Annotated in this window: 18 protein-coding genes and 2 tRNA genes; 5 read left to right on the top strand and 15 right to left on the bottom strand. The window is 69.6% G+C overall.

Features of this window, described 5'->3' with window-relative positions; genetic code table 11:
* The first annotated feature begins 18 nt into the window (after positions 1 to 18).
* Positions 19 to 891 (top strand): alanyl-tRNA editing protein, encoded by an 873-nt coding sequence (locus J4H85_RS03630; protein ID WP_208236931.1) that lies wholly within the window; start codon positions 19 to 21, stop codon positions 889 to 891.
* A gap of 85 nt (positions 892 to 976) precedes the next feature.
* Here the strand turns inward: J4H85_RS03630 and J4H85_RS03625 are convergent.
* From J4H85_RS03625 to serS, 5 genes are all read right to left on the bottom strand, one after another.
* Positions 977 to 1066 (bottom strand) — tRNA-Ser (locus tag J4H85_RS03625).
* A gap of 532 nt (positions 1067 to 1598) precedes the next feature.
* A complete protein-coding gene (locus tag J4H85_RS03620; protein ID WP_208236929.1) occupies positions 1599 to 2873 on the bottom strand; it encodes an LCP family protein in 1275 nt (424 codons plus the stop codon).
* Between the two features lie 180 nt (positions 2874 to 3053).
* Positions 3054 to 3144, bottom strand: a tRNA-Ser gene (locus tag J4H85_RS03615).
* 10 nt (positions 3145 to 3154) lie between these two features.
* Complete coding sequence (locus J4H85_RS03610; protein WP_208236927.1) at positions 3155 to 4009, bottom strand: HAD-IIB family hydrolase; 855 nt, start codon at positions 4007 to 4009, stop codon at positions 3155 to 3157.
* A gap of 2 nt (positions 4010 to 4011) precedes the next feature.
* Positions 4012 to 5298, bottom strand: coding sequence for a serine--tRNA ligase (gene serS / locus J4H85_RS03605; protein WP_208236925.1), 1287 nt, complete (start codon positions 5296 to 5298; stop codon positions 4012 to 4014).
* A gap of 39 nt (positions 5299 to 5337) precedes the next feature.
* On the opposite strand from serS, the gene J4H85_RS03600 reads away from it, so the two are divergent.
* Positions 5338 to 6321, top strand: coding sequence for a diacylglycerol/lipid kinase family protein (locus J4H85_RS03600; protein ID WP_208236923.1), 984 nt, complete (start codon positions 5338 to 5340; stop codon positions 6319 to 6321).
* Between the two features lie 57 nt (positions 6322 to 6378).
* Here the strand turns inward: J4H85_RS03600 and pheA are convergent, their stop codons facing one another.
* Together pheA and pgm are read right to left on the bottom strand one after the other, a co-directional pair.
* Positions 6379 to 7350 carry a prephenate dehydratase gene (gene pheA, locus J4H85_RS03595; RefSeq protein ID WP_208236921.1) on the bottom strand — a complete coding sequence of 324 codons (972 nt, stop codon included), beginning with the start codon at positions 7348 to 7350 and terminating at the stop codon, positions 6379 to 6381.
* A 28-nt stretch (positions 7351 to 7378) separates the two neighbouring features.
* On the bottom strand, positions 7379 to 9031 hold the full coding sequence (pgm, locus tag J4H85_RS03590) for a phosphoglucomutase (alpha-D-glucose-1,6-bisphosphate-dependent) (protein WP_208236919.1): 1653 nt from the start codon (positions 9029 to 9031) through the stop codon (positions 7379 to 7381).
* A 127-nt stretch (positions 9032 to 9158) separates the two neighbouring features.
* On the opposite strand from pgm, the gene J4H85_RS03585 reads away from it, so the two are divergent.
* Positions 9159 to 9929 (top strand): HAD-IIA family hydrolase, encoded by a 771-nt coding sequence (locus J4H85_RS03585; protein WP_208236917.1) that lies wholly within the window; start codon positions 9159 to 9161, stop codon positions 9927 to 9929.
* 23 nt (positions 9930 to 9952) lie between these two features.
* Here J4H85_RS03585 and J4H85_RS03580 read toward each other — a convergent pair whose 3' ends face one another.
* Both J4H85_RS03580 and J4H85_RS03575 read right to left on the bottom strand, forming a co-directional pair.
* A complete protein-coding gene (locus J4H85_RS03580; RefSeq protein WP_208237350.1) occupies positions 9953 to 11422 on the bottom strand; it encodes a carboxyl transferase domain-containing protein in 1470 nt (489 codons plus the stop codon).
* Between the two features lie 53 nt (positions 11423 to 11475).
* Positions 11476 to 12639 carry a CaiB/BaiF CoA transferase family protein gene (locus J4H85_RS03575; RefSeq protein WP_243893427.1) on the bottom strand — a complete coding sequence of 388 codons (1164 nt, stop codon included), beginning with the start codon at positions 12637 to 12639 and terminating at the stop codon, positions 11476 to 11478.
* A gap of 221 nt (positions 12640 to 12860) precedes the next feature.
* Here J4H85_RS03575 and J4H85_RS03570 point away from each other — a divergent pair, with 221 nt between their 5' ends.
* Positions 12861 to 13835, top strand: coding sequence for an Lrp/AsnC family transcriptional regulator (locus J4H85_RS03570; RefSeq protein WP_208236913.1), 975 nt, complete (start codon positions 12861 to 12863; stop codon positions 13833 to 13835).
* A 68-nt stretch (positions 13836 to 13903) separates the two neighbouring features.
* On the opposite strand, the gene J4H85_RS03565 is transcribed toward J4H85_RS03570, so the two are convergent.
* Genes J4H85_RS03565 through J4H85_RS03555 form a run of 3 tightly spaced genes read right to left on the bottom strand, consistent with a single transcriptional unit; the run spans position 13904 to position 17078 of the window.
* Positions 13904 to 15346 carry a sodium:solute symporter family protein gene (locus tag J4H85_RS03565; RefSeq protein WP_208236911.1) on the bottom strand — a complete coding sequence of 481 codons (1443 nt, stop codon included), beginning with the start codon at positions 15344 to 15346 and terminating at the stop codon, positions 13904 to 13906.
* Positions 15343 to 15651, bottom strand: coding sequence for a hypothetical protein (locus tag J4H85_RS03560; protein WP_208236909.1), 309 nt, complete (start codon positions 15649 to 15651; stop codon positions 15343 to 15345). The genes J4H85_RS03565 and J4H85_RS03560 overlap by 4 nt, the downstream gene beginning before the upstream one ends.
* A gap of 32 nt (positions 15652 to 15683) precedes the next feature.
* Complete coding sequence (locus J4H85_RS03555) at positions 15684 to 17078, bottom strand: amidase (protein WP_208236908.1); 1395 nt, start codon at positions 17076 to 17078, stop codon at positions 15684 to 15686.
* A 184-nt stretch (positions 17079 to 17262) separates the two neighbouring features.
* On the opposite strand from J4H85_RS03555, the gene J4H85_RS03550 reads away from it, so the two are divergent.
* On the top strand, positions 17263 to 18237 hold the full coding sequence (locus J4H85_RS03550; protein WP_208236907.1) for an Lrp/AsnC family transcriptional regulator: 975 nt from the start codon (positions 17263 to 17265) through the stop codon (positions 18235 to 18237).
* A 5-nt stretch (positions 18238 to 18242) separates the two neighbouring features.
* Here J4H85_RS03550 and J4H85_RS03545 read toward each other — a convergent pair whose 3' ends face one another.
* The 3 genes from J4H85_RS03545 to J4H85_RS03535 are packed head-to-tail and all read right to left on the bottom strand — an operon-like array spanning position 18243 to position 21346.
* Positions 18243 to 19025, bottom strand: coding sequence for a sulfite exporter TauE/SafE family protein (locus J4H85_RS03545; protein WP_208236906.1), 783 nt, complete (start codon positions 19023 to 19025; stop codon positions 18243 to 18245).
* 56 nt (positions 19026 to 19081) lie between these two features.
* On the bottom strand, positions 19082 to 20614 hold the full coding sequence (locus tag J4H85_RS03540) for a gamma-glutamyltransferase family protein (protein ID WP_208236905.1): 1533 nt from the start codon (positions 20612 to 20614) through the stop codon (positions 19082 to 19084).
* Positions 20615 to 21346: a FadR/GntR family transcriptional regulator gene (locus tag J4H85_RS03535; protein WP_208236904.1), complete on the bottom strand. Its 732-nt coding sequence runs from the start codon at positions 21344 to 21346 to the stop codon at positions 20615 to 20617.
* Positions 21347 to 21516: the final 170 nt, after the last annotated feature.

Raw genomic sequence — 21516 nt, 5'->3', positions numbered from 1 at the left:
CGCCGAACGGAACCTCGCATGCACGCCGCATCTCTGCCCCGCACTGACACCCGCATCTCCTACCCCGACGGCGCGACCTCATCGATCGGACGCGTCGTGCACGTGGCCGGGCTCGCGGATGGACGGACCGGCGTGATCCTCGATCAGACCGCCTTCCACCCCGTCGACACGGCGTGGCCCGATCAGCCGGCGGACCGCGGCACCCTGCACTTCGACGGCACCGAGGCAGCGGTCGTCGATGCGGTCATCGGAGCCGTTCACGACGGTGCGCTGTACGTCGGCTCGGACGTGCCGGTACGGACGGGCACGGCAGACTGGACGTTCACGGTCGTCCATGTGATCGCCGAGGAGGGTCCGGCGGTCGGCACCGAGGTGCGCGTCGAGGTGGACACCGAATACCGGCGGGCGCTGTCGGCCGGGCACACCGCGTGCCACCTCGCCTCGCTCGCACTGGACGCCGCTCTCACCGACGCTTGGACCAAGACAGTCCCGCTCGACGCGCTCGGCGCACCCGCGTTCGACGCGCTCGCGATCCAGACGTCCCGCATCCACCCCGACGGTTCGGTGGACACCTACCGTGTCGGCAAGTCGCTGCGGAAGAAGGGCTTCGACACGTCGGCGTTCGACGACCTCGCGCCCATCGAGCAGCTCGCCAACGCTCAGCTCGCCGACTGGGTGGCGTCGGCAGCCACGGTCCGCATTGATCGCGACGACGAGGCCATCACCGCGCGCCGCAGGTGGGTGTGCGAGCTTCCCGATTCTGGCGCCTCGATTCCGTGCGGCGGCACTCACGTATCGAGCCTCTCCGAGCTCGGAAGCGTGACCGTCAGCCTGTCAACCCAGTCCGTCACCGGAGGGATCGAGCTCGAGATGCGCACGACGATCTCGTGAACGCTCGCGGCCCCCTCGTCGCTTCAGCAGACAAAAGGTCCTGAGCGGCGCCACGTTCGTGAACGTGATCGCTACTCAGGACCTGTGGCGGAGATAGGGGGATTTGAACCCCCGGTCGAGTAACCCCGACCCTTCATTAGCAGTGAAGTCCGTTCGGCCGCTCCGGCATATCTCCGTGAACCATCCTAGGGGACAAGGCCCCGCCTGTCGAAATCGGGCGCTCTCAGCACCCGCCGCGTTCGCACGCCGCCCCGCCGCGCCGCGCTCCGTCGCCCCGCCGCGCGACGCCCCGCGCCCCGTCGCCCCGCCGTCGCCCCCGTTGCCCCCGTTGCCCCGCGCCCCGTCGAGATTGCAGTTGTGCTGGCTTCACTGCGCACGAAGCCAGCACAACTGCAATTTCGGCAGCGTTCGGGCAGATCGAGGCAGGGCCGGTGGATGCCGCGAGTCCGTGCGACCTCGGCCACCCGGCGTCGACGCACGTCCCCCGCCACGACTCCGCCCAGGCCCCGCTCACGCTGTCGCTCGGGGCGCCGCTCATCGAGATTGCGCATGACCTGGTATCAGCGCCCCGGAAGCCAGTTAGAGCGCGCTCTCGGCGTAGGTTCGGCTCGGCGTAGGTTCGGCTCGGCGCAGGTCCGGCTCGGCACGAGCCGTGCAGGCCAACCCAGCACCAATCCAGCACCGACCCTGCGCTCACCTCAGACGGATCAGTACACGGTCCGTCCGGCCGAGCAGGTCTCGGCAGCGGCGCCCTGACCCGTGATGTTGTCGGGCAGCTGCACAGGCTCGTCGTTCGCCTCCTCGGTGGGGGCCGGCGTCTCCGTTCCGTCTGCAGGCGCCTCGGTCTCGGCCGGCGCCTCCGTCTCGGCGTTCTCGGCGACGGGGTCGTCACTCGCCTCTTCTTCGACGGCCTGGCCGCGCCCCGTCACTTCGAACGGCTGCCCGCTCTCGATGAGGTCGAGCACGATCTGCGCCGAGTCGCGGTCGGGCAGCAGACGCCCTTCCTGGTACGGGTGCTCCGTTGTCGGGTACTGCACGAAGTTGATGCGGTCGAGGTCGATGTCCTTCACCGTGCCGGCGAGCGCCTGCATGAACTGCACGGATGCCATGTTGCTCGAGAGCGTCATGTTCTCGACGCCGGCCTTCGCGAGGCCGTACACCTTCACCGGGTCGGCGAGGGTCTCTGCGCTCTTCAGCTGTCGGATGAGCGCAGACATGAAGATCTGCTGGTTGCTGATGCGGCTCACGTCGCCGCCGTCACCCACGCCGGCGCGCGTGCGCAGGAACTGCAGCGCCTCGGTGCCGACGAGCGACACGTCACCGGCGGGAAGGTCGAGATCCGACTTCGGGTCGACGATGGGCTGGGCGAGGCAGACGTCGACGCCGCCGATCGCCTTCGAGACACCGATGACGCCGTCGAATGTGACGAGGCCCGCGTAGTCGATATCGAGGCCGGTGAGACTTTCGACGACCTGCGCCGTGCAGGGCAGACCGCCGTACTGGAGCGAGCTGTTGAACTGCTGCTCGCTCATCGCCGGGTAGTAGCCCTCTTCGCCCTTCGGGCCGGGGCATGAGGGGAACGGCACCATCAAGTCACGGGGGAAACTCATGACGGTCGCGTTCTGGTGGTCCTCGGAGACGTTCAGGACGAGCGTCACATCGTTGAGCTCACCCTCTTCGCCGTCGTCGATGGACTGGCCGGCGCGCGAATCGGAGCCGACGAGCAGGATCGTGAACGCACCGTCGATGGACTGCTGGCCCGCACCGATCGCTTCGGCGCTCTCGGTGCCGAGATCGACGGTGTCGACGTCGCGCACGAGTCCCCACACGGCGTACGCCGCGACCGAGACGCCGCTGAGTACGCCGACCAGCGCGGTGGTCACGAGTACGCGGGCGACGTTGCGCCACGCGCTGGAGCGGCGCAGCCTGCCGTGGCGGCTGGTCACCCGCTGCGTGTTCTGCTCAATCTCCTGGTCGGTCATTCCGCCCCTTTAATACTTCGTGCGACCGCGGGTCGGACACCCGCAGCAGGGGCGTGCGCCCGCTCATATCTTCACGAATCTACCGGAAAGTGCTGGAGAAGGTCTTGGAAGGCCGTGAACGGCACCGTTCGAAGCTCGGCACCGAGCATCGTTCGCGCGCCTCGTCGAGTGAGAAAAATCTGGCGGTGAGTGCGGGATTCGAACCCGCGGGACGGGATTACCGCCCACTTGTTTTCAAGACAAGCTCCTTCGGCCGCTCGGACAACCCACCGCGGACCAGCCTAGCGGATCGCTTCCAGCTCGGGAAAACGCGCGACGAGCGCCGACAGCAGACCGCCCTCGGACACGGTACCCGTCACTCGAGACGCGACCGCCTGCACCGTCGCGTCGGCCTGCCCCATGGCCACGGCATCGCCGTGCTTCGCGGCCCACTTGAGCATGTCGATGTCGTTGTGGCCGTCGCCGGCGGCAAAGACGCGACTGCGATCGATGTCGACTCTGGCGGCGACGACCTCGAGCGCGCTCGCCTTGTTGACGCCGAACGGCGCGATATCGAGCCACGACGTGAAGCCAACCGAGTAGGCGACGTTGTCGAGTCCCATCGACTGGACGACGTCGAGGAAGTCTTGCAGGTGATGATCGGGCGAGACCACGACGACGCGGGTCGTCTGCACGCCGAGCAGATCCTCGAAGGCGACCCGCTTCTGACGGGCGGGCAGGGTGCCGGATTCGATCTCTTCGGTGTAGAGGAAGCTGCCGTCGGGGCGTTCGAGCGCGAACGCCGCCGTGACGAGGTGAGTGCGAATTCGCTGCAGCACCTCGGTCGGATCGAACGCCTCGATGTACTCGCGGCGATACGAGCGCTCGGCGAGCGGATCGCGCTGCAGGGTGACCGCACCGTTGCAGCAGATCACCCACTCGGGTCGGATGCGCAGCTCCTCGACGATCGGCAGCGTCGCGTCCACCGACCGACCGGTCGAGATGACCACCTCGTGACCGGCACGGTGGAGAGCCTGAACGGCTGCGGCGAGATCGGGAGCGATGAGACCCGCGCGCGATTCGGGATCGTGATCGAGCACCGTCCCGTCGAGGTCGAGCGCGATGATGTGCCGGTCGGCTCCGCGAACGCGCTGCACGGTTATGCCCGCGCGGCGGGGCCGGAGGTGATCGGCTCGAAGACCTCGAGTCCGCCGAGGTAGGGCCGCAGCACCTCGGGCACCGTCACCGAGCCGTCGGCACGCTGGTGCGTCTCGAGGATCGCGACGATCCACCGCGTCGTGGCCAAGGTGCCGTTCAGCGTTGCGACCGGCGCGGTCTTGCCGGTCTCGCCGCGGTATCGCGTCGACAGGCGTCGCGCCTGGTAGCCGGTGCAGTTGCTCGTCGAGGTGAGTTCGCGGTAGGTGCCCTGCGTCGGCACCCAGGCCTCGATGTCGAACTTGCGCGCCGCACTCGAGCCGAGGTCGCCCGCGGCGACGTCGATGACCCGGTAGGCCAGGCCGAGCGACTGCAGCATGCCCTCCTGCCAGGCGACCATGCGCTCGTGCTCGGCTTCCGCGTCCGCCGGGTCCGTGTAGACGAACATCTCGAGCTTGTTGAACTGGTGCACGCGCAGAATGCCGCGGGTGTCCTTACCGTGGGATCCGGCTTCGCGTCGGTAGCACGTCGACCAGCCGGCGTACCGGAGGGGACCGTGGGAGAGATCGAGGATCTCGTCGGCGTGGTAGCCGGCGAGGGCGACCTCGCTGGTGCCCGTGAGGTAGAGGTCGTCATCGTCGAGGTGGTAGACCTCGTCGGCGTGCTCGCCGAGGAACCCGGTGCCGCGCATGATCTCGGGCTTCACGAGTGTCGGCGTGATGAGGGGGGTGAACCCTGCGGCGAGCGCCCGATCGAGGGCGAGGCTCATGAGCGCGATTTCGAGGCGCGCACCGACGCCGCGGAGGAAGTAGAAGCGGGCGCCGGAGACCTTCGCCCCGCGCTCCATGTCGATCGCTCCGAGCATCTCGCCGAGTTCGAGGTGGTCGCGCGCGGCGAAGTCGAATGCGGGGATCTCGCCCACTTCACGCAGCGTGACGAAGTTCTCCTCGCCACCGGCAGGGACCCCGTCGATGACGAGATTCTCGATCGTCATCGCGAGCTCGGTGAACGTGCGGTCGGCTTCCTTGGCGCGGGCCTCCGCGTCTTTCACCCGTGCGGCGAGCTGCTGCGCCTGTTCGATGAGCGCCGCCTTCTCGTCTTTCGCGGCACCCTTGACCTGGAGGCCGAACTGCTTCTGCTCGGCACGGAGGGTCTCGAACTCGGCGAGTGCCGTGCGGCGGGCCTCGTCTGCGGCGAGCGCGCGATCGACAGCGGATTCGTCGCTGCCTCGTGCTCGCTGCGAGCGCTTGACGGTCTCGGGTTCGGTGCGGAGCAGAGCTGGATCGATCACCGCTCCAGTCTAGTCAGCCCCGACGGCTACCCTGTGGGTATGCCTGAGTCAGCGTCGCGGGTGCTGCCGAGCGCGGCCGTCGTCTTCCACCCGGGAAAGCCGGGACTGATCGCGGTCAGGCGTGCGGTCGCGCGGGCCGAACAGCTCGCCGGTTGGTCGCCGACGCGCTGGTACGAGACCGATGCCGTCGATGGCGGGGTGGCAGCGACGAATCGCGCGCTGGCGGACGGAGCGAGTGTGGTCTTCGCCGCGGGTGGCGACGGCACGGTGCGGGCGGTCGCGCAGGCGCTGCGCGGTTCCGGTGTGCCGCTCGCGGTGGTCCCGCTGGGGACGGGCAATATCCTCGCACGGAATCTCTGCATTCCGCTCGCGGATCCCGAGGCCGTCGCGCGCGCGGGTTTTCACGGAACGAATCGTGCGATCGATCTCGGGGTCGTCTCGATCGTGCGCCCTGATGAGACGGTGGATCGGCACGCGTTTCTCGTGCTCGCCGGGATGGGCCTCGATGCGCGTGCGATCAGCGCGACCCGTGCGACGCTGAAGCGCCGCCTGGGGTGGTTGGCGTATGTGGACGCGGGGATCCGGACCATGATGCGCGACGGACCGCTGCGCGTGCACTCCTCCATCGACGGCTCACCGTCGCGATCGATGTCGGTCTACACCGTGATGATCGGCAACTGCGGGCTCATGCCCGGCGGCGTGCTGCTGATCCCGGACGCGCAGGTGGATGACGGGCGGCTCGACCTCGTCGCGCTGCGGCCGCTCGGTGCGTTCTCGTGGCTGCGCATCTGGAACCGGCTCGGGTGGGAGAACGGCGTGCTGCGCCGGACGCGCGCGGGTCGCCGCATGATCGACCTCGCTCGCGACACCCGCAACGTCACCTACGTGCAGGCGAAGCGGTTCGCCCTCTCCGTCGACCGGCCGGAGCCGGTGCAGCTCGACGGCGACGACCTCGGGGTCGCCGTGGCCATCACCGGCGGCGTCGATCCCGGTTCGCTCATCGTGCGCATGCCCGTCGGGTAACCGTTCCTCGTTCGCGAGTCATCGTCGGACGCGCGACTCGGCGCGGGGTGACCGGGCTCAATCCTCCGCGTCGGGGCTGCCGTCGAGCACGCCGCGCAGCCAGTCCCTGGCATCCCGGAAGACGTCGTCGCCGTAGACCTTCTGGGTGGTGGCAGCGACACGGTCGGCACGCGGGTACGACCCGAGGAAGACGAGGCGCGGGCTGAAGCGCTTCACGCCGAGCAGGGCGTCGGCGACGCGCTCCTCTTTCACGTGCCCCTCGGCATCGATGACGAAGCGGTAGCGCCCCATGCGATCGCCGATCGGGCGCGAGGCGAGCAGGGTGAGGTTCACGCCGCGCGTCGCGAACTGCTCGAGCAGCTCGAGCAGCGCGCCCGCGCGATCGTTCGGCAGTTCGGCGACGACGCTCGTCTTGTCGGCACCGGTGGGTTCCCCGACTGCGGCTGTGCGGCTGACGAGCACGAAGCGCGTTTCGGCGTCGGGGTTGTCGGCCAGGTGCGACGCGAGCACCTCGACCGGGTAGTGGTCCTCGATGCCCGGGGGTGCGATCGCGGCGTCGACCGATGCCGCGGAATCCGGATCCGACGCGAGCAGATCGACGACCGCCTGCACGTTCGAGGTCGACGGCAGGTGCTGGTGCCGGGGTACCTGGTCATCGAGCCAGGCGCGGCACTGCCCGTAGGCGACGGGGTGCGCCGCGATCACGCGGATGTCTGCGAGCCGCACACCCGGCCGCACGACCAGCACGAAGTTCACCGGCACGAGGTACTCGCCGACGATGCGGAGCCCGGGAACGGTGGCCAGCGCGTCCTGCGCGACCGTGACGCCGCCGTCGATCGAGTTCTCGATCGCGATCATCGCGGCGTCGCTCACCCCCGAGGTGACGTCGTCGAGCGCCTCGCCGATGTTCGCGACGGGCGCCCAGTCCATCCCCGCCGCCTCGGGCACCTGCTTCAGTGCCGCTTCGGTAAACGTGCCCGCCGGACCGAGGTAGGAGTATCGGCGGAGGCGGGCGGCGGTCTCTGGCATGGATCCAGCGTACCGCCGCGCGCGGCACTTATTCGCTGAGCGCGCGGTCCACGAGGGCGCGGGCGGCGAGCTGCACCTCGGCGAGGTGCTCGGCACCGCGGAACGACTCGGCGTAGATCTTCATGACGTCCTCGGTGCCCGACGGTCGCGCCGCGAACCACGCGTGCTCGGTCCGCACCTGCAGACCGCCGATCGCGGCCCCGTTACCGGGGGCTTCGGTGCGCACCGCGGTGATGGGATCGCCCGCGAGTTCGGTGTCGGTGACATCCTCGGGTGCGAGTGCCGCGAGGCGCGCCTTCTGCTCCGCGGTCGCCGGTCCGTCGACGCGGGCGTACGCCGGATCGCCGAAGCGCGCGACGAGCTCGCGATACCGCTCAGATGGCGACTGGCCCGTGACGGCCTGGATCTCTGCGGCGAGCAGGCAGAGCAGGATGCCGTCCTTGTCCGTGCTCCACGCGGTGCCGTCGAACCGCTGGAAAGATGCGCCGGCGCTCTCCTCGCCGCCGAAGGCGACGGACCCATCCGAGAGACCCGGCACGAACCACTTGAATCCGACGGGCACCTCGAGCAGTGTCCGCTCGTGCGCGGCGACGACGCGGTCGATCATGCCCGAGGAAACGACCGTCTTGCCGATGCCCGCGGAGACCGGCCAGTCGGGCCGGTGGGTGAGGAGGTAGTCGATCGCGACAGCGAGGAAGTGGTTCGGGTTCATGAGCCCACCGTCAACGGTGACGATGCCATGGCGATCCGCGTCCGCATCGTTGCCGGTGACCAGCGGGAACTCGTCGCGGTACGCCTCGACCGTCGCCATGACGGAGGCCGAGGAGGGATCCATCCGGATCTTCCCGTCCCAGTCGAGATGCATGAACGCCCACTGCGGGTCGATGCCCGGGCCGAGCACCGTGATCTCCAGCGCGTAGCGATCCCGGATCGCCGCCCAGTACGCCGTGCTCGCACCGCCGAGCGGGTGGGCGCCGATGCGAATACCGGCATCCCGAATCGCCGCGATGTCGATGACGTTCTCGAGGTCGTCGACATAGTTGCCGAGGAAGTCGTAGCGACCGACCGCTTCCCCGCCCATGCCGTCCTCGGAGGCGCGGGGGATCTCGGCCACCCCGGAGGCGAGGAGCTCGTTCGCACGGTCGGCGATCCACGTCGTCGCCTCCGAACCGGCGGGTCCGCCGTGCGGTGGGTTGTACTTGAAGCCGCCGTCCTGCGGGGGGTTGTGGCTCGGGGTCACGACGATGCCGTCCGCGCGATTCGGGTCGTCGCCCGCCCGATCACGGTTGTGGGTCAGGATCGCGTGACTGACCGCCGGCGTCGGCACGTAGATCTCGTCTCCGCTGCCCGACCGCGCGAGTACGCGCACCCCCGCGGCGGACAGCACCTCGCGCGCGGTGAGCTCGGCCGGCCCCGAGAGCGGGTGCGGATCCGCACCGATGAAGAGCGGACCCGTGATGCCCTGGGCGGCCCGGTACTCGGCGATCGCCGCGCTGATCGCGACGATGTGTGCCTCGTTGAACGACCCCGCGAGCGCCGAACCACGGTGACCCGACGTGCCGAACACCACCCGCTGCGCGGGATCCGCCGGATCGGGCACCGTCTCCGTGTAGGCGGCGATCAATGCGTCGACGTCGATGAGGTCCTCGGAGGTGGCCAGACGGCCGGCGCGCTCGTGCATGGTTCCAGTGTGTCACGGGGGTGCCGCGGATGCACCGGGCCTCAGGAGCGGGCGGAAACACATTCGCAACGCCGGGTTCATGATGCCGGACTAGTGTGGGGCGTACGGCTACGAGAGAGGCGGTGGCATGACCGACATCGAATGCTGGCTGACCGACATGGACGGCGTACTCGTCCACGAGAACCATCCGATTCCCGGCGCGTCCGACCTGCTGCAGCACTGGCAGGAGACGGAGCGCCCCTACCTCGTCCTCACGAACAACTCCATCTTCACGGCTCGCGACCTGAGCGCGAGGCTCGCCGGGTCGGGGATCGTCGTGCCCGAGGATCACATCTGGACGAGCGCGCTCGCGACCGCGGCCTTTCTGAAGCAGCAGATGCCCGGCGGTCGCGCATTCGTGGTGGGCGAGGCCGGAATCCTGACGGCGCTGCACGAGGCCGGGTTCGTCATGACCGAGTCGAATCCTGATTTCGTCGTCGTGGGCGAGACCCGCAACTACTCGTTCGAGGCGATCACGAAGGCGATCCGGCTCATCAACCGCGGGGCGCGCTTCATCTCCACGAACCCCGACGCGACCGGACCGAGCGCCGAGGGTCCGCTCCCGGCGACCGGGGCGATCAACGCGCTCATCACGAAGGCGACGGGACGCGAGCCGTACGTGGTCGGCAAGCCGAACCCGATGATGTTCCGCTCGGCGATGAACCGGATCGGCGCGCACTCCGAGAACACCGCCATGATCGGCGATCGCATGGACACCGACATCATCGCCGGCATGGAGGCGGGACTGCGCACCTACCTCGTGATGACGGGCATCTCGGATCGTGAGGAGATCGAGAAGTATCCGTTCCGGCCCGACGTGATCCTGGACTCGGTAGCGGACCTGCTCCCCGATCGCTGAAGCGCATCACCGGCTGAATCGCATCACCGGCTGAGGGCGCGGAATCGCTCCAACCGGGCGACGTGACGACGGTCGGCGCGCTGCAGCACGAGACGCGCAAGCTCCTGCGCGATCGCATCGCCCATCCGCGTGCAGAACGCCGCAGACTCCGCCGCGGCATCCGGCTCCTCGACGACCACCCGATCGATGATGCCCGCGGCGCGCAACGCACCCGAGGCCACCCCCTGCTGCTCCGCGATCTCGGCCGCGTGCGCGGTATCCCGATGCACGATCGCCGACGCACCCTCCGGCGGCAGCGGGGAGAGCCACGCGTGCTGCGCCGCGATCGTCCGATCGGCCGGCAGCAGCGCGAGCGCGCCCCCACCCGTTCCCTCTCCGAGCAGCACCGACAGCGTCGGACCCTGATGCTTCACGAGATCGGCGAGGCAGTGCGCGATCTCGCTCGCGAGCCCGCCCTCCTCGGCCGCGCGCGACAGCGCGGCACCCGGGGTATCGACCACGCTCACGAGCGGCAGTCGCAGCTCCTCGGCCAGGTGCATCGCACGCCGCGCCGCGCGCAGCGCCCCCGGTCCGAGCGGGGCGAAGGCGCGCTGCGCGCGCCGATCCTGACCGACGACGATGCACGGGATCCCGCCGAAACGCGCCAGGCACAGGCTCAGTCCCGGATCGCGCTCCCCCTGCCCCGTGCCGCTGAGGGGCACCACATCGCTCGCCGCGGTGCGCAGCAGCTCGCGGAGTCCCGGCCGCCGTCGATCGCGCGACCGGGTGATCGAATCCCACGTGTCCGCCGACCCGGCAGGGTCGACCGCAGCGGTTCCCGGATCGTCGGCGCGTTCGAGCAGCTCGGCGTGCGTCGGCCGGTCGAGCAGGTCCAGGACACGGCGCACCACCCCCTGCAGCTCCTCCGGCGGCAGCACCCCGTCGATGATGCCGTTGCGCGCCAGGTTCTCCGCCTGCTGCACCCCCTCCGGGAACGACTCACCGTAGAGCGCTTCGTACACGCGGGGCCCCAAGAACCCGACGAGCGCGCCGGGCTCGGCGACCGTGACCTGCCCGAGCGACCCGAACGAGGCGAGCGCTCCTCCGGTCGACGGGTGCCGCAGGTACACGAGGTACGGCAGCCCCTCCGACTTGTGCGCGGCGACCGCGGCGGCGATCTTCACCATCGCGACGAACGCGACCGTGCCCTCCTGCATCCGCGTTCCGCCCGACGCGGTGCTGGCGAGCACCGGCAGGCGCTCGGCCGTGGCGCGCTCGATCGCCGCGACGAAGCGCTCGGCAGCAGCCGACCCGACCGAACCGGCGAGAAACGTGAACTCGCACGCGATGAGCGCCACGCGGCGACCGGCGATCAGCGCCTCCCCCGTGATGATCGACTCGTCGACGCCGCTCTTCTCGCGTGCCGCCGCGAGCTCGGCGCGGTACTCCTCACCCAGTTCGGGTTCGATCGGAGCGGTATCCCAGGAACGGTACGAATCCGCATCCACGAGCATGTCGATGAGTCCGCGCGCGTTCACCCGCCGCGGCCTCGACGGCGCCGCGCCGCTCACGCGTCGCCCCGCAACCACTCGCGGATCGCGTCGCCGTGCTGATCGAGCGTCGGGGGCGCCTGGTGCGCCTCGCGGGCGCGCTCCGTCTCACCGGTGCCGTCGACGTCGAAGAACCGGATCGGCGGCCCGGGCAGGCTGATGGTGCCGAGCGTCGCGTGGTCCACATCGACGACGAGACCCTGCGAGCGCACCTGATCCCAGGCGTACACCTCTTCGAGGGTGCGCACCTTGCCCGAGGGAATCCCCGCCGTACTCAATCTCGCGAGCAGATCCTCGGCGTCGTGGGCCGCGAAGGCGCCCTCCACGAACGCGATCGTCTCCGACCGGTGCGCCACCCGCTCCGGGTTCGATGCCAGTCCTGGAGTGGCCGGATCGAGGCCGAACTCGGCGCAGAACGCCTGCCACAACCGCTCGTTGCCGACGCTGATCTGCACCGCACCGTCGCGGCAGCGGAACAGCCCGTACGGGGCGATCGAGGGGTGGTGGTTGCCCTGCGGCTGCGGTGTCTCGCCCGCGACGGTGTATCGGGTGCCTTGGAACGCGTGCACCCCCACGATCGATGACAGCAGCGAGGCCCGCACCACCCGGCCGCGCCCCGTCCGCTCCCGCTCGTGCAAAGCGGCGAGCACCCCGACCACACCGTGGATGCCGCCGAGCAGGTCGGCGATCGGGGTGCCCACGCGCTGCGGATCCTCAGGACCGGACCCGGTCAGCGACATGAGTCCGGCCTCGCCCTGCACGATCTGGTCGTATCCGGCGCGGCCGCCCTCGGGCCCGTCATGACCGAACCCGGTGATGGACATCTGGATCAGGCGCGGGTTGAGTTCCGCGAGCGCGGCGGTACCGAACCCGAGCCGGTCCATGACGCCGGTGCGGAAGTTCTCGATCAGAATGTCGGCGCGCGCGAGCAGATCGCGCAGCACCGCGCGCCCGTCATCGCTCTTGAGATCGAGCGCGATCGACTCCTTGTTGCGGTTGCAGGAGAGGAAGTAGGTCGAGTACCGCTCGCCGTCATCCCCCTCCGCGAACGGCGGCCCCCACAAGCGGGTCTCATCGCCGTTGCCCGGTGCCTCGACCTTGATGACCCGCGCCCCCAGGTCGCCGAGCATCATGCCGGCGTGCGGCCCGGCGAGCGCCCGGCTGAGATCCACCACGAGCAGATCTTCGAGCGCCCCGCCGTGGGGAGTCGTCCCCTGCGGGCCGGTCTCATGCGTCGCACCGTCGCTCACGATGCCACCTCCGTTTCGTCATCGGTTCGCAGATGGGCCCGCGGGCGTGATCGCTCCGCGGAGATGGTCGAATCAGCGCCCATCCTATGCTCGGACGACCGGTCTCGTCGCGTGCAGTTGTCAAGGTGCAGATTTCGGCAGAGAATACTGCCATGAACGTCACTCCGGTGCTCGACCGCCTCGATCGCGACATCGTCGCCGCACTGCAGGTCAACGGTCGAGCCGGGTGGCGGCGCATCGCGACGGCGCTCGACGTTCCCGAGCGCACCGTCGCGGCACGCGGCGCGGAACTGCTGCGCACGAAACAGGTGCGGGTGACGGCGTTGACGGTGCTGCCTCAGGGCGGCATGCTCGACAGCTCGATCGTCAGCGTCCGCTGCGCGACCGGCATGAATCGCGTGACCGGGGCCGCGGCTGCCGAGCGGTCCGGATCGGTCTTCACCTACCTCACCACCGGCGAGATGGACTGCGTCTTCGAGCAGATCAACGCACGGGAACGCTCGCTGAACCTGATGCTCGACGAGATCCCCGGCCTCCCCGGCGCGGCGAGCATCGAGATCGCGACCGTGCTCCGCCTCTACAAAGCGACCCACGAGTGGCTCCCCCCGATCCTGGAGGCGGCGCAGATCGCGTCGCTGCGCGACGACCCCCACCCCGGCGTGCCGGGCGGTTCCGCCGAACTGCAGCCGCTCAGCCGCGAAGAGCTGGAGATCGCGCGAGTGCTGGCCGACGACGGCCGCGCGAGTTTCGAGGAGCTCGCGCGCGCCACGGCGCTCTCGACCGCATCGGTGCGCCGACGTCTCGCGCATCTGCAGGAGCGCGGCCGCCTGTTCATCCGCGCGGTCGTGGAGCCGGCTGCGCTCGGGTACTCGGTCGAGGCCACGCTGCGCATCCGGACGCTCCCGGGACGCACCGAGGCCGTCGCGCGAACGCTCGCGCAGGTGCCCGAGGTGCGCTACCTCGCCTTCACCACGGGCCGCACGCAGCTGTTCGTCGACATCGCGTGCGTCGACCACACGGCGCTCGCCGACTTCCTCATGCGGGCGGACTGGACCGCCGACGCGACCGAGACCGAGACGTCGATCGTGCTCGCGGCGCTGAAGCGCAGCGGCGTGAAGATGCGCTGAAGCCGCGTGCGCACCACCGACGCCGACCCGGGAGCCGTGCCCGGGCCGGAGCATCGGTGCCGCCGAGGTCATCGGACCGTCGCCACCGCGCGGTCATCGATATCCACCTGCGTCACGTCCGTGCCGCCGCGCGCGCGCCGGATCGCCTCGCCGATCACGACGATCGCGAGGTTCGGCGCGAGTGCGATGAGCCCCGAATCCCAACTTCCGATGGGGATCTCGGCGAACGTGATCACGGCGACGGTGAGCGTTCCGGCGATGATGCCGAGGCCGATCGGCCACGCACCGACGCGCACGCGCTTCGCCAGCGCCACGCACACGCCCGGCGCGAACTGCGTGGTCCCGCCGTAGGTCAGGAGCAGCAGAGCGGAGATGTCCGACCGCACGAGACCGAACGCGAGCGCGAGGCCGACCGCGGCGAGGATCACGACGTAGTTGAACGCCATGCGCCGTTCCGGTCGCACCCCGCCGAACACGTTGGTACTGACGAGCGTCGAGATCCCCATGACGATGGCGGCCGCCGGCACCATGGCCGCGGCCGCGCCGGCGACGGCGACGACACCGAGCAGCCACTCGGGCAGCAGCGCTCCCGCTGTGGTGAGCAGCACCTCGTTGCCCGCCGTGTCGCCGGGAAGCTCCAGCACCCCGGCCATGCCGACGAGAATCGGGATGAACAGCACCAGCTGGTAGATCGGCAACCACTTCGCGTTGCTGCGCAGCACCTCACCGCTCTTCGCCGCGAGGTTCGGGGGCCACAGGTGGGGCAGCGTCATGAATCCGGAGCCGATGACGGTCACCAGCATGGCGGTCACGAAGAAGGTCGTGTCGTACCCCTCGGCGTGGAGCGTCAGCAGCGACGGCGTCGACTCGGCGATCTGCGCGAAGATCGGCGGAATACCGCCGAAGCTGATCGCAACACCCGCGACGATGACGACCATCGCCACGACGAGCAGGATGTCCTTGAGGTAGGCGACGCGAGCGATACCCCGGATCCCCGACCAGGCGACGAAGACCGCGACGAGCACGCTCGCGATGACCATGCTCAACCCCCGCGCGCTCGGACTGCCGGTCGCCAGTTCGACGATGAGACCGAGGCCGGTGATCTGCAGCTGCAGATACGGGATCAGCGCCAAGGCGCCGACGATGGCGACGACCTTCGCGAGCCATCTGGCGCTGAACCGATCCTCGAAGAAGTCGGCCATGGTGAGGTAGCCCCGACGCTGACCGAGCTCGCGGATGCGCGGAGCGACGAAGTAGAGGAACGTCCACGACATCGTGAGGTAGCCGACGGCGAAGATCGCACTGACTCCGCCCCCGAACGCGATGCCGGCGAGACCCAGGAAGCTGAAGGTGGTGAGCGACTCGCCGGCCTGCAGGAACCAGGACGTCCACTTCGGGAGGTCGCGTTTGCCGACGGTCCAGTTCGACATGCTCCGCTGTCGGCGCCGACTCGCGATGCCGAGCGCCCCGATCGCGCAGATGCCGACGATGATAATGAGCGAGACGGTCATCGGATGCCCTCTTCCGTCTCCGCAGCGATGCGTTCGGCGCGGAGCACCTCGATCTGATGGGTGGCGAGCCGCTCGCGTTCGGCGGCGTCGCGCTCGCGTCCACCCCGGCGCAGATACATCGACTCGATGAGCTGCAGGCTGAGCACGGTCAGGATCACGAGCCCAGCCGCCCACCAGAGCGGCGCGGGCAGGCCGAGCCACAGGGTGGGCTCGATGGCGAAGGGCAGGAACGGCGTCGCGAAGAACCCGACCACCGGGACGGCCGCGATCACCGCCCGCCCGGGGGTGAGAAGGGGTGCGTGCATGATGCTCCTTTGCAGTTTTTCGCGGGAGGGAGTCAGGCGCCGGCCGGCGCGCGGCTCCCGAAGTCGGTGAGTGCTTCGTAGATGCGAGCGGTCCCGAGCAGACTCGCGTCCGTTCCGATGCGGGACGCGATCTGCAGCCCGACGGGCAGTCCGGCTGCGGTGAAGCCGGCGGGCACCGAGATCGCCGGCACGCCGAGCATCGTGATCGCGGTCGCGGCACGCATCCAGTCGAGGTAATGCTGCTGAGTCTGACCAGCGACCTCGTGCGGGTAGTCGAGCGTCACCGGGAAGGGCGCCACCTGCGCCGCGGGCGACAGGAGCACGTCGACGTCGGAGAAGAAGTCGGCACCCGCGCGGATGATCCGCGTCTGCTGCTCCTGGGCCCGCATCACATCCCGACCGGAGAGCTCACGGCCGCGTTCGATATTCCAGGTGATCCGGTCGTTGAAGTCTTCGGGGTCGCGGGCGAGCTGGTCTCCCCACTCCGCCTCGAACTCGGCCGCGCGCAGCGTGAGGAACGCCTCCGTCGCACCATCGAGATCGGGACACGCCTCGACCACTTCAGCACCCGCGTCGGCGAAGACCCGCACCGCGTCCTCGAGCACCTCGAGCACCTCCGAGTCGACCGGGATCCGACCGCCGAGCGTCGGCGCCCAGCCGACGCGCACACCACGGAGCGAGCCGTCCGTCGGTCGCTCGACCGGACCTGACGCCCAGGAGGGCGTACGCGAGTCGGGCCGTCCGATGACCGAGAGGAGCAGTGCGACGTCGTCGACCGTCCGCCCCATCGGACCGGCCGTGGTCAGCGGCGACAGCAGGTTCGCCGCATCCGACGCGGGAACGATGCCGGGCGAGGGCCGCAGACCGACGACGTTGCAGAACGACGCCGGATTCCGCAGCGAACCGCCCATGTCGCTCCCGTCGGCGAGTGCGACCTGGCGCGCGGCGAGGGCGGCCGCCGCCCCGCCGCTCGATCCGCCGGCCGAGCGGTCGAGCGCGTACGGATTGCGCGTCGGACCGAACACGCGATTGACGGTGTGCGAGCCCGCGGCGTACTCGGGGACGTTCGTCTTGCCGACGATGACGGCTCCGGCCTCGCGCATGCGACGAACGTGCGCGGCGTCGCGCGGCGGCACGTGCGCTCGATGCCGGATGGATCCGTATGTGGTCCGCACGCCCGCGGTGTCGTGCGTGTCCTTGACGCCGATCGGGAGGCCGAAGAGCGGCAGCTCGGGATCCGGCCCCTGCGCGTCGAGCTCGCGCGCTCGGGCGAGCGCACCCTCCGGATCGACCGTGACGACGGCGTTCACCGCCGCGCCGGCTTCGATCTGCTCCAGATGCGCCTGGACGACATCGACGACGCTGAGTGCACGATCGTCGAGCGCTCGGCGCATGTCGATCGCAGTGAGGTGAGTGATCTCGCGCATCGGATCCTATCGTCGTCGATGTCATGAAAACGTCAGTCAGTAAATCATGAATAATCGAATCAGACAAGTATTGTTCCTAAGAATACTTTTCCCGTCACCCTCGGCACGCGGGCAGGCCGGCGAGCGTCAGCAGCACCTAGACTGAGACCCCCACCCGATGCACGCGACGAGGAACCCACGCCGCATGAGCGACACACTCGATCAGACCGATCGCGAGATCTGCGCGGCCCTTCTGCGGAACGGTCGCGCATCGTGGCGACGCATCGCGCGTGCCACGGGAATCCAGGAACGCACGGTCGCCCGCCGCGGCGCCCGCCTGCTCGAACAGCAGCTCGTCCGCGTCAAGGCGCTCGCGCAACCGCACCTGGTCGGGCGCGGTGAGGCGACCTTCGCGCGCATCGCCTGCCGTCCGGGTGCCACCCCCCAGGTGGCGCAGTGGCTCGCGCATCGGGACGAGGCCCTCTGGGTCGCCACCGTCTCCGACGGCACGGCCGTCATCGCCGAGTGCTACCTGCGTCCCGAAGACCGGAGCGCATTCATCGAAGAGGCCATCGGGGAGCTCCCGGTGACGTCCTCATCGTTTCTCCCCATCGCCTACTTCCACCGCACGGTGCGCGGGTGGAACCCGAACATCCTTGTACCCGAACAGCTCGAGCAGCTCGGCGAGAACGAATCGCAGGCCCTCACTGCGGCGGACGATCCTCCCCCGCTCGACCCGACCGACCGTGACATCATCGCGTTGCTCGAAGTCGACGGTCGGCGGAGCATCGAGACCATCGCCGCCGAGCTCGGTCTGGCGAAACCCACCGTGCGCAAGCGCATCGACCACATGCAGCGCACCGACACCGTGAGCATCCGAGCCGTGCTCGAACCGGCACTGCTCGGGTTTCCGAACGAAGTGCTCGTCACGGCGCGGGCCAGGCAGTCGGCACTCGCCACACTCGGGGAGCGCATCGCCGAGAACTGGCACGCGCGGTGGGTCGCCGAGATCCCTGCCGCCTCCGAGGTACGCGCCACGCTCACACTCGGTGAGCGGACGGAGCTGCGCGACGTCCTGCGCGAGATCGACGCCCACTGCGAGGACGCGCTCATCGAGCTCACTGCAGCGCCGATCCTGCATCACGCGAAACGGAGCGATGTCGTGCTCACCCGAGCTTGAAGCGCCTACCGCTTCCGCCGGAGCACCCGCACGAGCATCTGGATCAGGATCAGGCCGAGCAGCACCGAGAAGGCGACGTTCGACCAGAACGGCGGGATCCAGGTCGCGATCACGGAGCCGAGCGGCGAGAGCACACTCGCCGCGATCCCGAGCACCGCGGCCGACCGGAGGTCGACATTGCGGCGACGCGAGTTGCCGATCGTCCCCGAGATCGATCCGGGAATCAGCATGATGAGCGAGGTGCCCTTCGCGATGAGGTCGCTCGCTCCGAAGAAGAACATCAGGATCGGGACGACGACCACGCCGCCGCCGACGCCCAGGAGTCCGGAGAGCACCCCGGTGAGGAGGCCGGTGAGCACGAGCAGCGTTCCCGTGAGCACGGTGATCTCGATGGTGTCATCGCGTTCGGGCACCACGAACCACAGGCTGACCGCGACGGCGAGCAGGAAGACCATGAACATCCAGCGCAGGAACCCGGTGGGCGTGCGCGAGAGCAGGAAGCTGCCGAGCTGTGCGCCGATCACGATGCCGATCGCGAGGAGCGGTGCGGCGACCCAGTCGACGTTGCCCTGCACGGCGTACCCGATGCCGCCGACGATCGCCGCCGGCAGAATCGCCGCCACCGAGGTTCCAGCGGCCAACCGCTGCTGGAAACCGAGGAAGAGCACGAGCATCGGCACGAGCAGCACGCCGCCGCCGATGCCGAAGAGCCCGGAGAGGAGCCCGGTGAGGGCGCCCATCAGGATGAGCGGGATGATCCCGGGGCGGGGGCGTTCGAGCTGGTCCATGGGCGATGAGGCTTTCGATTGCGCGTCTGAAGGGGGCAGGGGTGCTGCGGCGGCGGTCATGCGTCGACCACGATCGCCGAGCCGTCGGACCGGGGGTCGCTCGCGGCGTCGAACGCCTGGCCGCGGACGCGGATGAGGTTCGAGTGACCGAGATCCTCGGAGAAGCGGGGCACGATGTTCAGGGTGAAACCGGCGGCGGCGATCGCGTCGCGCGCGACCACCGGCACGTCCTCCTCGATCGTCACCGTGAGCCTCCGGTCCCCGCCGACCTCGTCGACGATCCACCGCGGCGCGTGCGTCGCGTCGTGCGGGATCGCCCCGTCGGTCGAGCGCAGCAGGAGCTGCGTGTGGATCTGCGGCTGCGCGGATCCGCCCATGGTCGATGGCACCCACGCCAATTCGCCGTCTCGGAGCACCATCACCGGCATCAGGGTGTGCCGCGGCCGCTGGTTCGGCGCGAACGCGTTCGGCAGCGACGGATCGAGTGAGAACGATGTGCCGCGGTTCTGGAAGATGACCCCCGTCCGCGGTTCGAGGATGTGCGCCCCGAAACTGCAGTAGACGGAGTTGATGAGCGACACCGCCCACCCGTCGGCCGTCACGGTGCTCAGTCCGACCGTGTCGCCGCTGCGCTTCGGATCGGCGACGTGCTCGCCCGCCGGCACATCGGCGTCCACCAGAGTCTGCCCGCTCGGCCCGACGTCCGGATCGGCGAGCAGCGCCGCACGGACCGTATTGGCATCGTGGAACGCCGCGGCAAGCGCCCCGGCTCCCGCGCCGAGCGGATCCTCGATGCCTGCGGCGACGGCGTTCAGCGCGCGCAGCAGCATGAAGCCCGAGGTGTTCGGCGGACCGGTGAGCACGCGGTGCCCCGCGAAATCACCGGCGAGCGCCTCAGCCCACTCGGGTTCGAAGGCCGCGGCGTCCTCCGGCGTGATCTGCGAACCGATCTCACGCAGCCCCGAGATCCAGGCACGCGCGAGATCTCCCGAGTAGAAGGCGTCCGACCCCTGCTCCGCGAGCGTGCGCAGCGTGGCGGCGAGCGCCGGCTGCATCAGCTGTTCCCCCGCGGCGAGCGGCGTCCCGTTCGGGTAGAAGACCGCGCGCGCACCGGGATCCTGCGCAAGCGATGCCTGCTCCTCGACGAGCGCTGCGGCCACCGATCGTGCGGTCGGGTGCCCGGTTTCGGCGAACGCGGTCGCCGGGGCGAGGTGCTCGGCCCAGGTGCGTGACGCCCCGAAGTCGTGCAGGGCGCGCCAGCCGCGCACCCCTCCCGGCACCGTGACGGTGTCGATGCCGCGCAGCGGCAGCGCGTCGCCGTGGCGCTCGCGCAGCGCGGCGAGTGTCAGCCCGCTCGGCGACCGACCCGTCGCGTTCAGGAAGTGCACTGCGCCGTCGGGACTGCGCACGAGTGCGACGAGGTCACCGCCGAGCGCCACGTTGTTCGGGTACACGACGCAGAGCGCCGCTGCCGCGGTGATCGCCGCGTCGACGGCATTGCCGCCCGCCTCGATCACGGCGGCACCCGCCTCCGTCGCGAGGTGGTGGGAGGTGGAGATGGCGCCACGCGCGCGCTGATCGGTGGTCATCTAGCGGTCTCCTTCATATTCGTCTTCCGCGCCGGTCGCGATGGCGATCTGCTGGCTGATCTCCAGAACGTGGGCGCGCGCCTCCTGTTCGGCGAGATCTCCGTCGCCCGCCGCGATCGCCTCGTAGATGCGGCGGTGCGCCTCGCGAGAATGGACGCGTCGCGCCTTGGTCTGGTAGCTGATCGACCGGCTGGGCGCGATCTGCGTCGCGATCTGCTCGTTGAGCAGCGCGAGCAGCGGATTGTGCGTGTACTGGGCGATGGCCTGGTGGAACGCGCGGTCAAGCTCGGCGTAACGCTGCCGGCTCACCTCGCCCTCCATCGACTGGACGAGCTCTTCGAGCTGGGCGAGGTCCCGGCCCGAGGCGCGCGCGGCCGTGATCCGTGCGATCGGCGGTTCGATGATCGCGCGGAGCTCCATGATCTGGGCGACGCCGCCCTCGGGTGCCGCGATCAGGCCGAAGCCCTGCTCGGCGAGCTCGGATTTCTCGCCGGGGGCGAGCACGATCGTCCCGCGTCCCGGCCGGCGATCGACCAGCCCGCGGTTCTCCAGCTCGTGCAGTGCCTGACGGATGGACACTCGAGACGCACCGAGGTGCGCGGCGAGTTCGCGCTCCGGAGGGATCCGCTCACCCGGCAGCAGCTTGCCATCGAGGATGAGTCTCTCCAGGTCGACGGACAGACGCTCCGGAACGGAGAGCGTCGTCGACCTCCCTACGGCATCCCAGTCCATGTCATCGACCTCGTTCCCTCTCGTCCATCGGTCAAGCGCGTCGCCGACCGGCCGCTCCCGCCGCGACGCGGTCTCGTCGCGGGAAGCGACCTCCAGTGAAGTATCGCCGAGAGGACGGCATCGTTTCGGCGATGTTTCCGCATTGACGATACACATCATCTCGGGGTAGT

The sequence above is a fragment of the Leucobacter tardus genome (genome assembly GCF_017583045.1).
In the GTDB taxonomy this organism is placed as follows: Bacteria; Actinomycetota; Actinomycetes; order Actinomycetales; family Microbacteriaceae; genus Leucobacter; species Leucobacter tardus.
Note: the sequence above shows the minus strand (reverse complement) of the source record. Positions and strands in the feature narration are given on the sequence as shown.

Bases quoted from the DNA above. Each gene is read 5' to 3' on its own strand.
- J4H85_RS03540 (WP_208236905.1), bottom strand. From the start codon at position 20,614: ATGACCACCGATCAGCGCGCGCGTGGCGCCATCTCCACCTCCCACCAC.
- J4H85_RS03630 (WP_208236931.1), top strand. From the start codon at position 19: ATGCACGCCGCATCTCTGCCCCGCACTGACACCCGCATCTCCTACCCC.
- J4H85_RS03555 (WP_208236908.1), bottom strand. From the start codon at position 17,078: ATGCGCGAGATCACTCACCTCACTGCGATCGACATGCGCCGAGCGCTC.
- J4H85_RS03535 (WP_208236904.1), bottom strand. From the start codon at position 21,346: ATGGACTGGGATGCCGTAGGGAGGTCGACGACGCTCTCCGTTCCGGAG.
- pheA (WP_208236921.1), bottom strand. From the start codon at position 7,350: ATGCCAGAGACCGCCGCCCGCCTCCGCCGATACTCCTACCTCGGTCCG.
- J4H85_RS03600 (WP_208236923.1), top strand. From the start codon at position 5,338: ATGCCTGAGTCAGCGTCGCGGGTGCTGCCGAGCGCGGCCGTCGTCTTC.
- J4H85_RS03565 (WP_208236911.1), bottom strand. From the start codon at position 15,346: ATGACCGTCTCGCTCATTATCATCGTCGGCATCTGCGCGATCGGGGCG.
- J4H85_RS03560 (WP_208236909.1), bottom strand. From the start codon at position 15,651: ATGCACGCACCCCTTCTCACCCCCGGGCGGGCGGTGATCGCGGCCGTC.
- J4H85_RS03550 (WP_208236907.1), top strand. From the start codon at position 17,263: ATGAGCGACACACTCGATCAGACCGATCGCGAGATCTGCGCGGCCCTT.
- J4H85_RS03580 (WP_208237350.1), bottom strand. From the start codon at position 11,422: ATGCTCGTGGATGCGGATTCGTACCGTTCCTGGGATACCGCTCCGATC.
- pgm (WP_208236919.1), bottom strand. From the start codon at position 9,031: ATGCACGAGCGCGCCGGCCGTCTGGCCACCTCCGAGGACCTCATCGAC.
- J4H85_RS03620 (WP_208236929.1), bottom strand. From the start codon at position 2,873: ATGACCGACCAGGAGATTGAGCAGAACACGCAGCGGGTGACCAGCCGC.
- J4H85_RS03570 (WP_208236913.1), top strand. From the start codon at position 12,861: ATGAACGTCACTCCGGTGCTCGACCGCCTCGATCGCGACATCGTCGCC.
- J4H85_RS03585 (WP_208236917.1), top strand. From the start codon at position 9,159: ATGACCGACATCGAATGCTGGCTGACCGACATGGACGGCGTACTCGTC.
- J4H85_RS03545 (WP_208236906.1), bottom strand. From the start codon at position 19,025: ATGGACCAGCTCGAACGCCCCCGCCCCGGGATCATCCCGCTCATCCTG.